The 17,998-nt window shown below is 64.5% G+C and carries 11 protein-coding genes, 1 pseudogene and 1 CRISPR repeat array; of the genes and pseudogenes, 4 read left to right on the top strand and 8 right to left on the bottom strand.

The genetic code is table 11. The annotated features are described in order from the left end of the window. The first annotated feature begins 407 nt into the window (after positions 1-407). The 4 genes and pseudogenes from cas9 to Q1M07_RS10840 all read left to right on the top strand — a co-directional run bounded on the left by cas9 (position 408) and on the right by Q1M07_RS10840 (position 6,457). Entirely contained in the window at positions 408-3,662 is a 3,255-nt protein-coding gene (cas9, locus tag Q1M07_RS10825; RefSeq protein WP_300453824.1) for a type II CRISPR RNA-guided endonuclease Cas9, read from the top strand. Between the two features lie 3 nt (positions 3,663-3,665). Further along, complete coding sequence (gene cas1 / locus Q1M07_RS10830) at positions 3,666-4,634, top strand: type II CRISPR-associated endonuclease Cas1 (RefSeq protein WP_300453826.1); 969 nt, start codon at positions 3,666-3,668, stop codon at positions 4,632-4,634. Further along, positions 4,631-4,963, top strand: coding sequence for a CRISPR-associated endonuclease Cas2 (gene cas2, locus Q1M07_RS10835; RefSeq protein WP_300453828.1), 333 nt, complete (start codon positions 4,631-4,633; stop codon positions 4,961-4,963). Before cas1 ends, cas2 begins: the two co-directional genes overlap by 4 nt. 63 nt (positions 4,964-5,026) lie before the next feature. Beyond that, positions 5,027-5,194: a CRISPR direct-repeat array (repeat unit 23 nt; unit sequence ATTGTAGCCTTCCGGGGTGAGAG). A 76-nt stretch (positions 5,195-5,270) separates the two neighbouring features. After that, positions 5,271-6,457, top strand: a pseudogene (locus Q1M07_RS10840) (IS3 family transposase). Between the two features lie 406 nt (positions 6,458-6,863). Here the strand turns inward: Q1M07_RS10840 and Q1M07_RS10845 are convergent. From Q1M07_RS10845 to Q1M07_RS18750, 8 genes are all read right to left on the bottom strand, one after another. Continuing rightward, on the bottom strand, positions 6,864-9,491 hold the full coding sequence (locus Q1M07_RS10845) for a thioester reductase domain-containing protein (protein ID WP_300453830.1): 2,628 nt from the start codon (positions 9,489-9,491) through the stop codon (positions 6,864-6,866). Then, positions 9,491-11,242 carry a fatty acyl-AMP ligase gene (locus tag Q1M07_RS10850; RefSeq protein WP_300453832.1) on the bottom strand — a complete coding sequence of 584 codons (1,752 nt, stop codon included), beginning with the start codon at positions 11,240-11,242 and terminating at the stop codon, positions 9,491-9,493. The genes Q1M07_RS10845 and Q1M07_RS10850 overlap by 1 nt, the downstream gene beginning before the upstream one ends. Position 11,243: 1 nt before the next feature. Next, on the bottom strand, positions 11,244-11,585 hold the full coding sequence (locus Q1M07_RS10855; RefSeq protein WP_300453834.1) for a hypothetical protein: 342 nt from the start codon (positions 11,583-11,585) through the stop codon (positions 11,244-11,246). A 137-nt stretch (positions 11,586-11,722) separates the two neighbouring features. Next, positions 11,723-12,520 carry a hypothetical protein gene (locus Q1M07_RS10860; protein WP_300453836.1) on the bottom strand — a complete coding sequence of 266 codons (798 nt, stop codon included), beginning with the start codon at positions 12,518-12,520 and terminating at the stop codon, positions 11,723-11,725. A 47-nt stretch (positions 12,521-12,567) separates the two neighbouring features. After that, on the bottom strand, positions 12,568-15,249 hold the full coding sequence (locus Q1M07_RS10865) for a PEP/pyruvate-binding domain-containing protein (protein ID WP_300453838.1): 2,682 nt from the start codon (positions 15,247-15,249) through the stop codon (positions 12,568-12,570). Then, positions 15,246-15,815: a CDP-archaeol synthase gene (locus Q1M07_RS10870; RefSeq protein WP_300453840.1), complete on the bottom strand. Its 570-nt coding sequence runs from the start codon at positions 15,813-15,815 to the stop codon at positions 15,246-15,248. Before Q1M07_RS10870 ends, Q1M07_RS10865 begins: the two co-directional genes overlap by 4 nt. Positions 15,816-15,832: 17 nt before the next feature. After that, positions 15,833-16,582: a hypothetical protein gene (locus Q1M07_RS10875; protein ID WP_300453842.1), complete on the bottom strand. Its 750-nt coding sequence runs from the start codon at positions 16,580-16,582 to the stop codon at positions 15,833-15,835. Positions 16,583-17,599: 1,017 nt separating this feature from the next. Continuing rightward, positions 17,600-17,920 (bottom strand): GGDEF domain-containing protein, encoded by a 321-nt coding sequence (locus Q1M07_RS18750; protein WP_366984072.1) that lies wholly within the window; start codon positions 17,918-17,920, stop codon positions 17,600-17,602. Positions 17,921-17,998 lie beyond the last annotated feature (78 nt).

Genomic DNA, 17,998 nt, shown 5'->3' on the forward strand with positions numbered 1-17,998 from the left:
CAACCTGAGCCTGCCGTTCGGTGGCGCAGAACCACGTCGGCGCCGCGCAAAAGCGCCTACAGCGACTTTCTCGAGGCGCTACGGAAAGCGGAAGTCGTAGGGCACCAAGTGCACAAGCCATACCTGCTGACGCGTCTGGCGGAATTCCCGACGATTCAAGACGCTGGAGGAATTCGATTACGCCTTCGCCGCCGGCTTCAAGAGGAGCCAGATCGACGAGCTGGCCAGCCTGTCTTTCCAGGGGATGGCCGCGCGAACGGGAAGGGCCGCTTGGCGATGTTGGCAGAGATCCGCCAGCATCCCACGTGAAAAGGCCCGACAGGCAAGCCTCTCGGGCCGGGTTCGGTCCATCGCCCGAAGGCGACAACCTTATTGTAGCAACGGCTCTTACCCCGGAAGACTACAATGTGGCCATTGTAGCCAGAAAGGAAGCGACGATACAAACGCGGAACTTGCCCTACACGCTTGGCCTGGACATCGGAATGGCATCCATCGGCGCCGCCCTCCTGTTACCCGACCAACAACGAATTCTGGTACTCCACGTTCGCACCTTCGACAAAGCCGAAACAGCCAAGGAGGGCGAGTCCCTCAACAAGGTACGCCGCGATTCCCGGCTTACGCGTCGCCGCATCCGCCGCCGAGCGCATCGCCTGCTCCGTCTGGCCCGCCTGATGAAACGCGTTGGCTTGATCGCCGAAGCCAACCCGGCAGCCTTCTCCATACCGAGCGCCTCCCCCTGGCTATGGCGCGCCGAGGGCCTCGACCGGCGGCTGGAACCGAGGGAATGGGCAAGCGTGCTCTATCACCTGGTAAAGCATCGCGGTTTCCAGTCCAACCGGAAAGCCGACGGCAAGGCCGACGAAAGGGTCGGACAGATGCTCTCCGGCGTGTGTCGCAACCAGGCATTGCTGAACGAGACGCGCTACCGCACGGTCGGTGAACTCGCCGCACGACATGAGTCGTTCAGCGACGCGAAACGGAACAAAGGCGGCAGCTACCGCCACACATTCGCCCGCTCGGATCTCGAAAGCGAGTTGAAGCTGCTGTTCGAGCACCAGAGGGCGTTCGGCAACGATCTCGCCGAAGCCAGCTTTCAACGACGCGTGCACGATCTGTTGATCGCCCGGCGCCCCACCCTCTCCGGCGACAACTTGCTCAAGATGGTTGGCAAGTGCACGTTCGACGCCAACGAATTCCGCGCCCCCAAAGCGGGCTACCGCGCCGAGCGCTTCGTCTGGCTGAGCAAGCTGAACAACCTCAAGATCGTCGGTGGAAGCGATGCGCGTCCGCTGACGGACAGCGAGCGCCGTGCCATCGTCGACCTGCCGTTTTCGCAGGCGAAGGTCACGTACAAGCAGGTCAGAGGGGCCCTTGGCCTGCTTGCCCATGAGCGCTTCAATCTGCTGTCCTATCGAGCCGATCCAACGGGTAAGGACAAGGACCCGGAAGAGGCGTCTTTCTTCGAGGCGAAGTTCTTCCACCGGCTACGCAAGGCCTACGAAGGCGCCGGGCTGAAGACGGAATGGCGGCGGGACGCACTCGATGCCGACAGGCTTGATGATCTTGCCTACGCACTGACCTGCTACAAGGATGACGCCGAAAGCCGCCAGTGGCTGATGACCAAAGGCATCCAAGGCCCCATCGTCGAAGCCGTTCTCGTGGAGTCATTCGACAAGTTCATCCACCTCTCCACCAAAGCACTGAAGGCCATCCTGCCGTACATGGAAGCGGGACAGCGCTACGACGAGGCCGCCAACTCGGCCGGTTACCATCACAGTCAGCCTGATGCTGACGTCAGCCAGCAGAGCGCGCTGCCGCCGCCCAACCGACAGGCAATCGGCAACCCGGTGGTCCATCGAGCCCTCAACCAAGCACGAAAGATGGTCAACGCGATCGTCGTCGAATACGGCCCGCCAGCCGCGGTGCATATCGAGTTGGCGCGCGATTTGTCAAAGCCCCATGAAGAGCGGCGAGAGATCGAGAAGGGGCAGAAGGAATTCCAGATCCTTAAGGAAAGGCTCACATCGGCGTTCGAGGAAACTTTTGGCCGCGCGCCGAGTGGGCAAGATCTGTTGAAGTACCGGCTCTTCCGCGAGCAACTCGACCAATGTCTCTATTGTCAGAAGGCTCTTGCCGTCGACCGCTTGTTCGAAATCGGCTACTCGCAGATTGACCACGCATTGCCCTACTCAAGAAGCTTCGACGACAGCATGAACAACAAGGTGGTCGTCCATGTCGCGTGCAATCAGGACAAGGGCAATCGGACTCCCTACGAGTTCCTCGATGGCGCCACCGGCAGCGAGCGCTGGCAACGCTTCATCGCCTGGGTGCACACCAACAAGGCGATCCGCCAGGCCAAGCGCAACCGCCTGCTACGCGTTAACTTCGGGACCGACGAAGCGGGCGAATTCCGTGCCCGCAATCTCAACGACACGCGCTACATCTGCCGGGAGTTCAAGCGGACGATGGAAACCCATCTGCGGTGGCATCCGGATAGCTCTGCCGACCACCGTTGCGTCGTCGTTTCGGGGCAACTCACTTCATTATTGCGTGCTCGCTGGGGGCTAGTCAAAGTACGCGACGAAGGCGATCTGCATCACGCGATGGATGCGGCCGTGATCGCCGCCGCCAGCCGTGCGTTGGTCCAGAGAATGGCGAACTATGCACGCCGCAAGGAGCTTGAAGCCGTACGCAAGCGTTACCTCGACCCCGAGACAGGCGAGATCATCGATATTGCTGCGGTGCGCCAGATGGAACTCGACTTCCCCAAGCCCTGGCCGCACTTTCGAGAAGAGTTGCTTGGACGACTGTCGCCGCAACCGAGACTTCAATTGTGCGGCGTGCCAGGCTACGACGACCAAACGCGCGCGGGAGTCCGCCCCATCCGCGTCTCGCGTGCCCCCACTCGGCTCGGCCTTGGGGCTGCGCACCAAGAAACGATCCGCTCCGTTCGAGGCAACAGCCAGTCGGCAGTCAGGACCCTACTGCGTGACCTGAAAATGACGGACTTGCCGGATATCGTCGGATTCGGGCGGGACACAGCGCTCATCGACGCCATCCGCAACCGCCTCGAAGCGTTCGGAGGCGATGGCAGGAAGGCTTTCGACGACAAGCAAGCTCCGCTACGCAAGCCCTCGAGAGACCCGGCACGGGCGCCGGTGATCCGCAGCGTAAAACTGCTCGGCACCCAGAAGAGCGGAATTCCGATTCGCGGCGGCATCGCCGGTAATGGAGCGATGTTGCGGGCCGACATTTTCGCCAAGGGCGAACAGTTCCATGTTGTACCCGTGTATGTCGCCGATGCGGCAAGAGCGGAACTTCCGAACCGCGCCGTAGTGGCTTTCAAACCAGAAGACCAGTGGACCCTAATCGACGAAAGCTACAGCTTCCTGTTCAGCCTTTATCCAAACGACTGGCTAACCATTCGGTTGAGCAAGGAGGTGCGAGAAGGCTATTACGTTGGCCTTGATCGGTCGACCGGAGGGATCGATCTGTGGCTCCACGATCGAAACCAGACTCAAGGCCGGAAAGGGATGCTCAGAGGCAACGGTATCAAGACGGCCCGCGCTGTCGAAAAATACCATGTCGACCTTCTCGGCAATCTGTACCGAGTGCACAAGGAAGATCGCCAGCCAGTCAACGCTCCGCGGACCAGGGGGTAAGCCATGGGCTGGCGCAGCGTGCTCATCGCCAGCCCGGCAGCACTTACGCTGGAAGACCGCGCGCTTGCCATCGCGCAAGGCGGTAAGGCCGCGCGAGTAATGCTGGAGGACATCAGCGTGGTGGTGCTCGACCACGCACAGATCAGTCTCACCGCACCGTTGCTCGCCGCCTGCGCGGAAGCGCGGATTGCGGTACTCACCGTCAACACGTCGCATCTTCCAAACGGCGTGCTGATCCCCTACCTGTCACACAGTCGGGCGCTCAAAGTGATGACGGCACAACTGGAAATGAGCCGTCCGGAGAAGAAACGTCTGTGGCAGCGCGTTGTGCGCTACAAGATTGCGAACCAAGCCGCCGTTCTGGAGCGTGCCTCGACCGCCGACGCCGACCCCGACGCGCGGCATCTGAGGCACCTCGCCCGCAGTGTGCGCTCGGGCGACCCGGACAACTACGAAGCCCAGGCCGCCCAAGTCTACTTTCGCCGCCTTTTCAACGTCCAGTTCAATCGAAGCCAGAAGCGCTTCCATAACGCCGCGCTGAACTACGGATATGCGGTGGTGCGCGCCGCCATTGCCCGCACGCTAGCCGCCCACGGATTCCTGCCCGCCTTCGGACTGTTCCACCATAGCGAACAGAACGCCTTCAATCTTGCTGACGATCTGATGGAACCTTACCGGCCGCTGGTGGATGCGGGCATTCTCGCCCACTATCCCGAGGAGCCCGATCGCGATCTCGCGCCTGCCGACAAGGGCCGCCTCGTGGCGCTGCTGCACAAGGACGTAACGCTCTCCAGCCATACAACGGACCTCGGTCGTGGTGGTTCTTGCACATTGCTCGCGGCAATCGATGCGACCGTTTCCGGTCTATCCGCGATAGCGCTTCAGGGAGCGCCACATGAGCGTCTGGCGCTTCCGCAACTGGACGCCGCATGGTTGAGTGTGATCACCGACCGCGCTGACCAGCGCACATGAGCGAAGCAACGCGTCGATATATGCACCTTCTCGTCTTCTTCGACCTGCCCGTCACCAGCCGAGAGAAGCGACGAGTCTACACTGTTTTCCGGCGCTTCCTAATCCAGGACGGCTACGACATGATTCAGTGGTCAGTGTACGGCCGCATCGTGAATGGGATGGACGACGCCGAAAAGCACCTGAAACGACTGAGCGATAACCTACCCAAGGAAGGTTCGGTACGCTGCCTTCAAGTCAGCGAGAAGCAGTTCGCGAACATGCGCCTGTTAGTCGGCACAAAGAATTTTCAGGAAAAAAAGGTCAATGCGGACCAGATGCTGCTCTTCTAAGACCAAAAAAAAATCGCCCGAACCCAGCTCCGGTCAAGGCTGGAAATGGATTCGGCGCGAGACATTGTAGCCTTCCGGGGTGAGAGAGGGAGCTACAACTCGCAAGGCTGCGCCACCGCCTGCCGTTGGATTGTAGCCTTCCGGGGTGAGAGAGGGAGCTACAACGCTTTACCCATACGCCATGCAAACTCACGCATTGTAGCCTTCCGGGGTGAGAGCGGAAGCTACAACCAGGGGTATCGAAGACTGACGTGGTCTAATTTCCCTGGACACCTCGATAGGTGGATGATCCACCTTTGGAGGAGCAATTGATGGTCAACAACGCAAGACTATTGACCCGAGCTTCAAGCGGCAGGTCGTTCAACTGATCAAAGAGCAAGGGCTGAGTGTGGCGCAGGTATGCCGAGACATGAACCTCGGCGAGACGGCGGTCCGTCGCTGGCTGGCGCAGTGTGCTGCAGAGCAGTCTGGCCAGAGAGCGGCATCGGCAAGCCGCTGACTGCCGAGCAGCAGCGCATACGCCAATTGGAAGGAGAGGTTCGGCAGCTGCGCCAGGACAACGACCTGTTGAAAAAAGCGTCGGCCTTCTTTGCCCGAGAACGGCGATGATCCACCGGTGCATCGATCAGTTGGCAGAGAAGGCCACCACCGGCGTAGCGCCGCTGTGCCGCGTCCTCGGCGTCAGTCGCTCGGGGTATTACGCTGCGGCAGCGCGGGCAAGAAAGCCTGCCTGGTTTGCGCGGCAACGGTTCATCTACAAGCCGCTTTCGCGGCCTCCGGGCGAAGCTATGGCCGCCGGCGCTTGCCGCAGGCCCTGCTTCAACAAGGGCGGCCCATTGGCCGCTACCGTGTCCGATCGCTGAGGCGAATCAATGGCCTACGGCCGGTCTGGAAGCGCAAGTTCGTCCACACCACCGATCGCCGCCATGCCCTGCCGATCGCCGACAACCTGCTCAACCGGCAGTTCGAACCGGCCACCGCGAATTGCGCCTGGGTCTCGGACATCACCGACATCCGCACGGCGAGCGGCTGGTTGTACCTGGCCGCCGTGATGGACTTGTTCTCGCGCAAGATCGTCGGCTGGGCGATGGCGCCGAGCATGCCTGCCGAACTGATCTGTACAGCTTTGCCGATGGCCATTTCCCAGCGGCAACCGCCGGCGGGCTTGGTGGTGCATTCGGATCGCGGCAGCCAGTACGCTAGCGACGCCCACCGCTCCTGGCTTGCACGGCATCGTTTGCGCGCCAGCATGAGCCGCAAGGCCAACTGCTGGGACAACGCCGTCATGGGCGCTTCTTCCTCAATCTCAAGATGGAGCGCGTCTGGCCGAACCAGTATGCCAACCACGCAGAGGCTACTCGCGATGTGACCGACTACATCGTCGGCTTCTACAACAGCGTCCGCTTGCACTCAAAACTCGGTTATCTGCCGCCAAATGCCTATGAACCGCACATGGCAGAAAAACAACCCATCTCGGTGTCCGAAAATACTTGACCACTACACTGAGCTTAGGAAAGGATTTGTCGCCAGGATTTTGAGTGGTCGAGACGACCTGGGGAAGCTGGTAGAGGGAGGTGGCACAGACGAAGGAAGCGTTGGGAATTGAACGGCACGAACGCAGCGAAGATCGACACGGGTAGTGGGCATGGACGCTGTGGAATTTTCAAATACTACCAGTGAGTGCTGCGAGCAGGCGGTTGTTCTTCCCGCCGGCTCACCCTCCCGCACGACTCGCTAGAAGCCATCGGCCGGTTGTTCCGGGATCGGGCCGATGGCGAGAATGGCTTCGGCGAATTGCCGAATCCGTCGGGCGGGGGCGGCGACACCACGCGCGACCTGGAACCTGGCAAGCTCTCGGCGAGGCGAGGCCAGTCCCGCCGAAGCAGCGCCCGACCCCCGGTCAGGGCTCGCTGCCCAGCATCGAGGCGAAGCGCCACCAGCAGCGCGCCACCCGCTCCAGGAAAGCCTGCGGGCGAAAGCGATGGGCCAGAAAGTACATCGGCAGGCGCGTGATGCCGAACTCACCGACCGCCGTCCGGATTCCCGCGTGCCACCACGCGTGGTCGATGTCACACCCAGCGGCCCGCTGCAGCGCCAGGCGGGCAAACTCGACGCAGCGGGTCATCTCGTCTGCCGGCACATCGTGGGGCAGCACGAAACACAGAAACTCGACGATGTCGCGCTGCGGCAGGCCGATCCTTGCCAATTCCCAGTCGAACGCGCATAGCTTCGGACCGAATGCGGTAGCGCGCACGGCGACGTTGCGCGGACTGAAGTCACCGTGGATCAGCGTACAGGACTCCCTGGCGGTCCACGCCAAGGCCTCCGGCGCATGATTGAGCAGGCGCGCATGGCCTTGCAGCCACTCCCCGCCCAGCCACGGATGCAGCCAACGCGCCGCGTGCACCCGTAGCCCGTCCCACCAGGCAAGCGATTCACGGCATGCCGTCAGAGGAGCACCGAGCGGCAACGAGGCAAGCGCCCGCGCGTCGCCCAACGATTGGGCGTGAACCGCCGCGATACCGCTCAGCACAGCCTCGATGAACTCGCTCCGCCACGCCGAGACGTCGTTCGCCGCATCGGCAAGCAAGGTATCGCCAATCCGTTCCAGCACCAGGACCGGCGGATCTTCCGCCGTCACACCGAAGCAAAGGGGCGTGTGTTCGCGCAACACACCACGCGCTGAACGGTACAAGGCACATTCGCGCGCCCGTGCCCCGGAAAACTCGCTGCGCTGGCGGTAAGCGTCGAAAGCCAGCCCCAGTGCGGGATGGCAAAGCGCCGCGACCTCCGCGGTGACGTCCAGCACGACCTCGTCGGGGAGCTTGGTCTTGAGGACGAGATCGAGCGTGGCACGCGAGCCGTCGCCGCGTTGCACGCCCACCTCGACGCCGCGCAAGGCATACCCGGCGCCCGCGCGCCACGAGCCCAGTTCGCCGACGAGACTGGTGTCCGAGCCGATCTCGACACGGCCGGTTTCGGTGGCGCACAGATCCGGATCACCGAAGTAGGTCCGCAATGTCTTTGCCAGCGCCTGGTTGGCGCCTGTCCCGGCGTTTCGAAGCCGTGGCGCCGCAGATCCTCCCGGAGGCGGCACCAAGTCGCGCTCGATCCAGTGGTCGAAATACCGTTCGAGCAGACGCGCGCCGATCCGTTCGCAGCGCAAGCCCATGGCGCCCAACATGGCATCGGAACGCTCGGCCCTCAGTGCCCGCACATTCGGGTACGCGTAAAGTTCCGGCAGGTACCTCGCGTCCTCGCCGTCGGTGCGACGCAGAAGGAAGGCGCGCAGCGCGTACAGAGGATGCTCCGCACGGAGCGTGCTGCGGAGGCGCTCGGCCCAGCGATCATAGGACTCCAGCCGCACGGAATAGCCACGTAGATTCATCCACAACACCGCCTCGGTCCAGTGCGCCGGTCGGGGGTTGCGCAGATGGATGGCTGGCGGCGGTTTGCCGTCGGACGAGGCGACTGCGGCGATGGCAGAGGCAACGAAGTCGACCGGGCAGGCGTCGAGTTGCCAGTCGAGTTCGGGTGCCCAGCCGAGTGCGACACAGCCGCGCAACAGGCGCGAGAAGAGATCGTCGTCGTTGCCGACGCCGGATACGCCATGGCCGGCGATCAGGCTCGGGCGATGTACGGTCGCCGCCAGTCCGCGACCGCGTGCGGACTCCACCAGCCTTTCGGCCACCCACTTGCTCTGCGCGTAGCCCAGAGGCAGTCCGGCGGGATCGGCCGCCGGCGCGTCTTCGTCGAACGACGCGCGCTCGCACGTCGAATATCCAGCCATCACGCTCGACACGAAATGGAAGGACTTGGCGGTCGACCTGCAGGCGAGGCGCAGCAAATTTCGCGTCGCGTCGACATTGACGGCGCGAAGCTGCTCATAGGGTGAGGCCCAGTCGACCTGCGCTGCGCAATGGACGATGGTGCTCACGCCGCGCGCCAACTGCCCATGGTCGGCAGCTTGCAGGCCAAGGTCCGGCGCAGCGATGTCCGCCGGGATCACATGCACCCTTTCCGCGCAAAGGTCGACGCCGTAGCGGCGCAACGCTTGTCCGAGACGGTGCTCCGCGGCGCGAATGTCGGCGGCGCGTACCGCACATACGACTTCGCCTGCTCCACGTACCAGCAGTTCGCGCAGCACGTGGACGCCGAGGAAGCCATTTGCGCCGGTGAGCAGGACTGTCCCCGCCGTCGCGGGCGGCAATCCGTACGGGTCGATGTCGGCGCCCAGTTCGGCATCCGCGTGCATGGCGGCGATCGGCGACTGCCCGGCGGGTTTGATCGGCACCGGCATGAGCAGCCGCAAGACGAGCGTGCGCAGACTGGGCGCCTCGTAAAATGCTTCCTCGGTCAGTTCCAGTCCGGTTTCGGTGCTTATTGCCTCCATCAGTTCGAGTGCCGTCAGCGAGTCGAGACCGTAGCGCGTGAGCGGCGCCACCGGATCGATCTCACTTGGCGGGAGGCTCAGGCAGCGCGCCGCGATGGCGACCAGCACCCGTTCGAGTCCATCGGCCGTGCCCATCAGGCCATCTCCGCCGCGCGTGCGGTGCGGCCGCGCGCAACGAAGCAAGCCAGCAGGGACATGGTCCCGCCAAGATAATCCCGCCGGCAGCGAAAGCGCATCAGCTTGCCGCTGGTGGTTCGTGCAAGCGCACCCTGGCGTACGAAGGCGAGCGTTTCCAGCGCGATGTCGTGCTCACGGTAGACCGCGGCGCGTAGCTCGTCAGCCAGGCACACGAGGCCCGCAAGCCCCGCCTCGGCATCCGACTTTCGCGCCGCGATCTCGACCAGCGCGATGACCTTCTCGTCGGCCCCGTCCTCGCCGCCGACCACCGCCACGGCGGCGATGCGATGCGGATCAAAGCGCTGGATGCTGTGTTCGATGTCCTGCGGATGGAGTTTGCGGCCGCGCACGATGAGTACATCCTTGCGCCGCCCGGTGACGTAGAGTTCGTCAGCATGCATGGACCCCAGATCGCCAGTGCGCAGCCATCGCGCCGGGCCGTCGCCCAGATCGGCGGCGACGAACACCTCGGACGAACGCGACTCCGGCCCATGGTAGCCGGCGGCGACACCGGGCCCGCCGACCCAGATCTCGCCGACCCGGTCTTCGGCCACCGGCCGCAGCGTGTGGACATCGACGATGCGAACACGCACATCGCGGGCCGGTTTGCCGCAGGAAACCAACGTTCTCGCCACCTCATCGCCGTGAGCTACGACGAGCTGCCCGCGTTCGAGATCGGCGCGCACGGCTCTGGTCACTTTGGGTTGGGCGGTATCGGCGTCGGACGCGGTGACGAGCAGCGTTGCCTCGGCAAGACCGAACACCGGACGAAGCGCCGATGCGCGAAAACCGCAGCGCTGGAATTTCGCCGCAAATTGAGACAGCGTCTCGGCATGAACCGGCTCGGCGCCGCAATAGGCGACTTCCCAGTGACTCAGATCCAGCGTTGCGAGGTCGGCATCGCCAATGCGTCGCACGCAGGCATCGAAAGCGAAGTTGGGACCGCCGCTGACCGTGGCTCGCCGCCGTGAGATCGCCTGCAGCCAGCGCAGCGGCCGTTGCAGGAACGCGCCGTGCGGCAACAGCGTCGTCGGATATCCCGCGTAAAGGGGTTGCAGAATGCCTTCGATCAACCCCATGTCGTGATGTGCTGGCAACCAGCTGACTCCCCGGCTGTGCTCTCCGTTGCGCTCGGCCTCCTGAATGGCAGCCAGATTGGCCAACACGTTGGCATGGGTGACGCACACCCCGCGCGGCGTGCCGGTCGATCCGGAGGTGTACTGCAGGAAGGCGACCTCTTCCGGCCTTGGCGAAGCAGGCACGGCGATGGGTTGCCCCGCCGCCTCGAGAGCGGTGTCGACGATACGCAGGCTGCCGCAGACAGCCGCGATGGCAGCGAGCACGCGGCACCCCGCCGTGTCGCTCAGTACCGTCTCGGCGCGGCAGTCGGCGGCGATGCCTGCCAGTCGCTCGACCGGCTTGCGCGGATGCGGCAGCGCGACCGGCACCGGCACCAGACCGGCATACAGGCAGCCGAAGAAACCGACGATGAACGCCGGACCGGGCGGATAGGCGAGGATCACGTGCTTCGACACGGGCGACATCGACTGCAGGCGGGCGGCCAGGACCAATGCCGCACGATGAAGCTGCGCAAAGCCAAGCCTGGCCGTCTCGCGCTCGCCGTCGCCGAGAAAGCTGTAGCCGATGTCTGGCGCGCCGTACTCCGCACGCTGGCAGAGCAGAGAGACGAGGTCGTTGCCTGCCACCATGTCAGTCCGCCTCCCCATGGCCGGCGAACTGTGCGTGCCACCGCTGGTGAAAAGCAGGCAAGCAGCCGCCGCGGTTGATCTCGACATCCTCGACGCGCCAGGTATCGGCGAGCCGGCCGACGTAAGTGTACAACCCGCTCTTCTTCGACAGATTGAACGCCGCACCCGCGAAGAAGGCGCCCCAAGGCAGCCACTTGACGACGCGCAAGCCCGCCTTCTCGACCATGGCGCACAACGTGCGGCGCGTGAACAGCATCGTGTGCCGCAGTGCTTGCAGGCTTGGCCAGCGGTCGCCGAACAGGCGAAAGCTCAGGCTGTCCGGACGCGCGATCCCGATCACCAAGCGCCCGTCCTCTGGAGCAAGCCACCTGTGCGCTGACCGGCTGCCGCCGCGTCTGCGCTTCTGTCCGTGCGCGGCGGACTCGGACCGCATCGGTCCGCCGGAGGCTACCGCGACTGCCCGATCGTCATGGATGGAAGTCACGCGCTGTCTCCCAGGGACGAGCGGACGAGAACGATGATCGCCGCGACCAATGGCCAGTATTTCCTCGCGGGCAGGTGAAGCCGTCCGTGTGCGATGAGCGCGATGCAAAGCGACACGGCGAAGAGGGCGGCTCCACCGGCCAGATCGAGACGCGGCCAGCAGGCCGCGAGCGTGATCACGCTGCCGTGCAGGCCGAGCAGCCTGGAGGAAAGGGGTTGCCCGGCTGGGCTGTCGAGGATTTCGAACAGGCACAGCCCCGAGTACAAGGCCGCCGCCGCCGGGAAGCCGGTCCACGATTCGGTCGCCTCCCCCGAGAGCAGCAACGCAAAAAGCGGATACTTGAGGAGCAAGACATGGGCATGGATGAATCCACGTCCGGAATGCAGGCGATACCAGGCGCCGAGGACGGCGCTCGACGACGCAAGGCCGGCAGCGGCAGCCGCGCCATGCAGCACAAGCATTGCGAGGACATTGCCTAGTCCGAGACCGACGCAGGCAAGAACGAAGGCGCCCAAGTCGGCCGAGCGGGTCATGACCCGCTCCGGATGCCGCGTGCGGTCACGCTCGCGGTCGACGAGATCATCCCAGAGACGAAACTGCACGACGAGAGTGAAAGCAAGAACGAAGCGGCCGACCGCCATAGCCGGTACGAACGGCTGGCCCAGCCCGGCAATCCAGGCGACCGCCAGCGCAAGCGCCGCGAAGCGGGTCCATGGCAGGCGCTCGGCCCGCCAGGCACACAGACTGGCCCAGGCATCGCGATGCCTGGCGTGGCGTCCGTCAGCGTTGGGCACGACCGCCTCCCTGATCGAGCGGTACGAGCGAAGCGCGTGGGCTGGGTTCACGCATCGACACGCTGCACTTCGCCCCGGTCGCCATCGACACGAACGATGCTTCCCGTCACGATGCGTTCGGTGGCGGCGCGAACGCCGACGACGGTCGGAATGCCGTACTCGCGAGCAAGAATCGCTCCGTGCGACAGCATGCCTCCCCGTTCGAGCACTAGTCCGGCGATGGTCGCGAACGCGGGCGCCCAGCCCGGATCGGTCTGGCGCGTGACGAGCACGTCGCCCCGCATCAGCGAGTGCGTCTGCGCCACATCCACCAGAACCTTTGCCTTGCCGGTTACCACGCCACCGCATACGCTCACGCCACACAGTCCTTCGCCGGCCGGCACCTGTCGCGTATCGTCGGGAACGGGATCGGGATACTCGCCCTCGGACGCGACCAGTACATCGGCGGGATGCATGGCCGCGAAGCGTTGATGCGCCGCGCGCCGCAGCGCCGCCAGGGCGCGCACTTCGCCGGGATACATCGCCTGGCCCGAGAGCAGGTGGTCGAGTTCGCTCACGGCGAGGAAGAACACGTCATCGGGCGCGGCGAGCGACCCCGCGCTGGTCAGCCGGCAACCGATTTCGAGCGCAACGCGACGCAAACGGCTGTACAGCAGTGCCTGCTTGAGGCGGGCGCGCTCGCGCAAGCCGATGGACGCCTGCGTCGCGCTCAGCACGCAGCGCAGCACGGGAGCGAGGCTCGGCCACGGCAAGCGGCCGACCAGCGCGTGCCTGCGTGCCGCGGTGAGCAGCCGCGCCGTTGCCGCCTCGCGCTGCACGCGCTGCTGCTCGAGACGTTCGCCGGGTGCGGTCTCGATCTGAGCAGCATAGTTGCGCACGATGTCGAGCAGTTCGGCCGGCCGCTCCTGGAAGCTCGGCACGGTCAACATGAGTTCGCCGGAGCAGCGAAATCCCCAGGTCTCGAGCCAGCGGTCGAAGCGGTCGACGAAAGCGGCATGGCGTCCGCCGCCGCGCAGTCGGACCAGCAATTCGTCACCGCGGTACTGTTCGAACAGAGGGCACAGTCCCGGGTCGTTGCGCACCGCTTGGGCGAGGCGCCAAAGTTCATCCACCGGCTCCGCGCTCTTCAGACCCGTCAAACCCTTCAACAAGTCGTTGTGGGTTGCATTCGCCTCCGCATCTCCCGCCACTCGGCGCACGAGCGCCTTCAACAAACCGTAGCAAACCATCGCCGCCGCATCGGCCAGCGAAGCGTCCGTCCAGTGCCGCAAGCGAATGTCGAGGAAGCTGCGCAGGAGATCGCGCAGTGCGAGGCGGCTGAGCGCGCTCAGATGCTCCGGTTTGGCTGCGCTGGCATACGCATCGATGCGCGCTTCGAAGGTACGCACTCGCCGCCCGATGAACAGATACTGCCAAGTCGTGCGGGCCGCGATCCAGACCAGCTCGATGGCATCGCGCAAGCCGCGCACGAAGCCGTGCGGATTCCTTGGCGACGACTGCGTCGGATCCGCCGCGCCGGTGAATTCGTCGAACCAGGCGCAGAGCCGATCGCCGAAGGGTGCCTGACTCAGTACGGAATGGATGGCGGTGAGGTTGTAATACAAGCGCCCACCATGCACCCCGACGATGCCGGCCAGATCCTTCTCCATGCGTGCGAGCCGCGACTTCGCCAGCCCGAAGGCACGACCGAGATTCCCGAAGTAGGCGCTGTAGCCAGGGCCCGCGACCGAATACAAGAGCGGCGAAATCGGATCCGGAAAGTTCTCGTTGACGTTGGCGTTCGACCAGACGATGCGGCGGCCGGCTGGGGACCGCATGCCGGCGGTGATGGGCCGCGACTGAACCAACCAGAGCTTGCCGGCCCGGTCGACGGCGAACTCGATGTCCTGCGGGCCACCGAACAGATTCTCGGTCGCCAGCGCCGCATCGACCAACTTTCGGCGGACCCCCTCGTCCAGGGCGGGTACGCCCTCGACGAGTTCCGAGGTGAGGACGGTGCCGTCGGAGCGCGCCAGGCGAAGGCGCGCCGGATCGATTTCTCCGGACACCAGACCATCCGCGAGTCCAGCAAAATACTCGCACAGTATCTCGTCGGCACGTTGCGGCTCGGGACTGCGCGAGAATGCCACACCGGCAATCCAGGGTTCGATTTGCCTCTGCACGACCACCGCCATGCTGCCGAGCGATCCATGCCCGGTGCGCTCGTACGCGAGCGCCCTTGCCGACCACCGGGATGCCCAGACCCGCTTGATGGCCTGTTCGAGGGAAGCGCCGCAGCCGACTCCGAGCACGGAATCCATGATCCCGGCACAGGAGGCCCGTTGATCGTCCTCGCCAACGGCGGAGCTGCGAACCGCCCAGACCGAGCCAGCCGGCAGGTAGGAAGCGATGCGATCGAGTAGCGGCTTGATCGATTCGGGCCACTTCGTCTCGGCGAACGCTGCCCTCACGGCGGTCTCGATGGATGTCAGTTCCGGCGGCCCGGCGGAGTTCGATTCGGCGAGCAAGACGTCGATGCGCTCACCGAGGCCGGTGGTGGCAAGAAATGTCTGCAGTACGTCGACGTCGATCACGCCCCCGTCGGGCACGGGCAAGCCGGCGCGCAGCATGCGCCCAAGACTGGCTGCCTTGCCGCCGCACCGCGCCGCCTCGTGCACATCGGCCAGAGGTGTCCAGTCGGACGCCGCGACGCGGCCTCCGGAGACCCAGTCGGCGTGCGGCTGGTTCATGCGTACCTTGCCTTGACGCCCAATGCGCACAGCAGTGCGCTGAACGCGAAATGGACCACGGGGCCGAGGAGCAGCACGGCGGCCCAGGTCTGCCAATGCAGCCCCACGACGAGGCTCACGCCGCACAACAAGGCGAGGGTCGAATCGAGCCGATCGATCAGAAGGCACATCGCGCGCTCCCAGCCGCGCGCCGGAATCTCGCCCGGCACGATGCCGCGTTGGCGCTTGTAGAACGAATTCGGCAACTCACCGGCCATGAAGCATGTTCCCGCCCACACGCCCAAGCAAAGGAGCTTGGCGGACGGCATTTCCCAGAGACCAGGGGCCAGCCACGCCACACCCGCATCGCGCGCCACACCGAGCAATGCGAAGGCCAATCCCGCGGCCGGCAGGATCGCCATCAGCCCGCGTAAGGTCTTGTTGTCGCCGAAGATGCGCCGTCCGCGAAATGAGCGCCCACCGTCGAGCGGTACGGCGAATCGCCGCGACAGTGCCGTGCGCATCCAGAACGTGTGGGCCAGACCGGCAGCACTCATGGCGGTCAGGATGACGAGCGCCTCGATCAAGGCGGCGTGGGTCGCACTCACCGTCGGCATCCCGTTGACTCGCGATTGCCGAGGACGAACCGCTCGCTGCTCAGCCGCTTCGCCGCGCGCAGCCGTGCCCACCAGCGCACTTCAGGCGGCTGCGTGTCCTTCAAGCGGCTCAGTCGGTAGCCCGGAACGCTCGCGTGCAGGTGATGCCGCTCGCGCGCGTTGAAGTTCATCAGCCGCCACTGAGCGAACCCGTGCGGAAACCGCAGGGGCCGCGTGTACGCAAGCGGCTCCTCGCCTGAGTGAGACTTCCTGCGCTTGCCGACGCTCACCAGCGGCGGCATGTTCGTATGCTGAATGAGTAGAATCCGATCCTGCCGTGTGAGCCCGATGAGGAGCGCCAGCCCGCACATCGATAGCGATGCGACGGTGCGGAAGTACGCCGATGCCGTCAGATGGGCGGCAAGCAGCACAGCTACATTCGCCGCCATGGCCCGGCGCTGGGTACTCGCCGGGAACAGGTGCCGCGGGCGTGGCAGATGCCAGTAGTTGTCGAGCTGGTAGATCACCGAGTCGAGCGGCAGCCACGGCCGCCACGCGACGTTAACGGCGGCGATGTTGAATGTGCGTCTCGTGAGCAGGCTCCTGCGGCCGGCCTCGTGCCGCACGACGAACCACTGCGTCAGCGCCAGACCAAGCAAGACCTGACTCGCGGGCCACGTGCCGACATGCCCTGTCAACGGCCGCGCGACACCGGTTGCGGTGTTTCCAAGAACGATGAGGAGAGGCAAGCTACCCATGGCATCAACCGCTCGCCAGTCGCCATCACGGCTCTCGTGGCCCCCCCGTCGGAACGCCAGGGGCCGTCCTTGTGAACTCGCCTGGCCCGTGTGCATCGCATCGTCCTTTCGCCCGGTGTCCTGCCGAGGTGGTCTTATTTATCCCGCGTAATCTCTTGAGGCAATTTCTTCGTTTCGCCAATCGGCCCACAAGCTGAGTGAGCGCGCGTTCACCAGAGAAAGTGCCCGCGTTGGTTGAGGTTGCCGAACTCACCGCAGCGCTGACGCATTCTCTGAAAACCTGGGGCATAACGCATTTGAAGCTCGCACCGCTGCTGGCCGGAGTCAAGCAAGCATCAAGCACCCGTCCTCCTCGGGCGGCTTGACGCGCTAGCGGGTCGGGCGGACCTGCCGCCTCACCTTGTCAAAGGACAGGAAACCCGACCGCGGCAGGGGGAGTATATGAGTGCCCATCGGGCGGGGTCAATCTCGAAATCCACGAAATGCGAAGGTGCGAAGCGGACGGCCAACTGCTCGGGCTGTAGTGTCGCGGTCGATTCCTTGGCGGTGGCCAAAGGCAGCAAGTGAGGGCGGCTTGTCTCCAGGTGCTACCGCCACGGTGTTACGGCAAGACGACGTGTGACCGTCGCTCCGAACCCGGTCCGACGCGGTATGAAAGGGGTCCGGGCCATTGGGCGGTTTCGTCTTGGCCGGTGCGACGTTGGCCGCCTGGGCGGCGGCTGCCCTCCTTCTAGCTGTCGTCAGGCAAGGCTTCAGTGATCAGCCGAAGACGTCGGGAGCAATTGGGCCTCAGTCAGGCGGCGGCATTCCCGTCGACCACCACGTTTCCTGGCGTGAAAACCGCAGGCGCTGACATGAGCAGCACGCACGTGTCAAGGACCGGTTGGCGCCAAGCTCGTGCGGCCAACCGGGCCTGCTCGGCAATACATCCCAGGCGAACTACGTTTTCGCTCCTTGTAGGATTTCGTTGTTCCGCGGCAGATTCTTAGCGCTTGATCCTCATAGCGGAGGACGATGTCAAGCAGCGTCGTCTGCGGAACAAATTCGGTTACGCCCCGTTTCCTTGGCTAAGTAAAGCGCGCGGTCGGCACGCGCATAGACGCTTTCCCAAGATTCGTCGCCAACGTTGGCGCGAGCAATGCCGCCACTGACCGTGATCGCTAACCGGTACCCCCCCACGATGAAGACTCGGTCGGCAACCGCTTGCCGCAACCGTTCGGCCGTACAACCGGCGCCACTCACATCGGGGTCGCCCAGGCAAAGTACAGCGTACTCCTCACCGCCGACCCGTCCGATGAGCTTCCCCCGAAATTTCGTCTTCCAAGGGTGACGTATGATTCAGTCACTTTAGGAGCGAGAAATGAAGATAGCGAAGCCGGCGTTTACGGCGGAGTTCAGGGACCTGGCGGTAAAGCG

The sequence above is a fragment of the Accumulibacter sp. genome (genome assembly GCF_029255285.1).
GTDB lineage: Bacteria > Pseudomonadota > Gammaproteobacteria > Burkholderiales > Rhodocyclaceae > Accumulibacter.

What these genes read in the sequence shown, in the direction of transcription:
- cas1 (WP_300453826.1), top strand. Translation starts at nt 3,666, where the DNA reads ATGGGCTGGCGCAGCGTGCTCATCGCCAGCCCGGCAGCACTTACGCTG.
- cas2 (WP_300453828.1), top strand. Translation starts at nt 4,631, where the DNA reads ATGAGCGAAGCAACGCGTCGATATATGCACCTTCTCGTCTTCTTCGAC.
- Q1M07_RS10845 (WP_300453830.1), bottom strand. Translation starts at nt 9,491, where the DNA reads ATGGGCACGGCCGATGGACTCGAACGGGTGCTGGTCGCCATCGCGGCG.
- Q1M07_RS10850 (WP_300453832.1), bottom strand. Translation starts at nt 11,242, where the DNA reads ATGGTGGCAGGCAACGACCTCGTCTCTCTGCTCTGCCAGCGTGCGGAG.
- Q1M07_RS10865 (WP_300453838.1), bottom strand. Translation starts at nt 15,249, where the DNA reads ATGAACCAGCCGCACGCCGACTGGGTCTCCGGAGGCCGCGTCGCGGCG.
- Q1M07_RS10875 (WP_300453842.1), bottom strand. Translation starts at nt 16,582, where the DNA reads ATGGGTAGCTTGCCTCTCCTCATCGTTCTTGGAAACACCGCAACCGGT.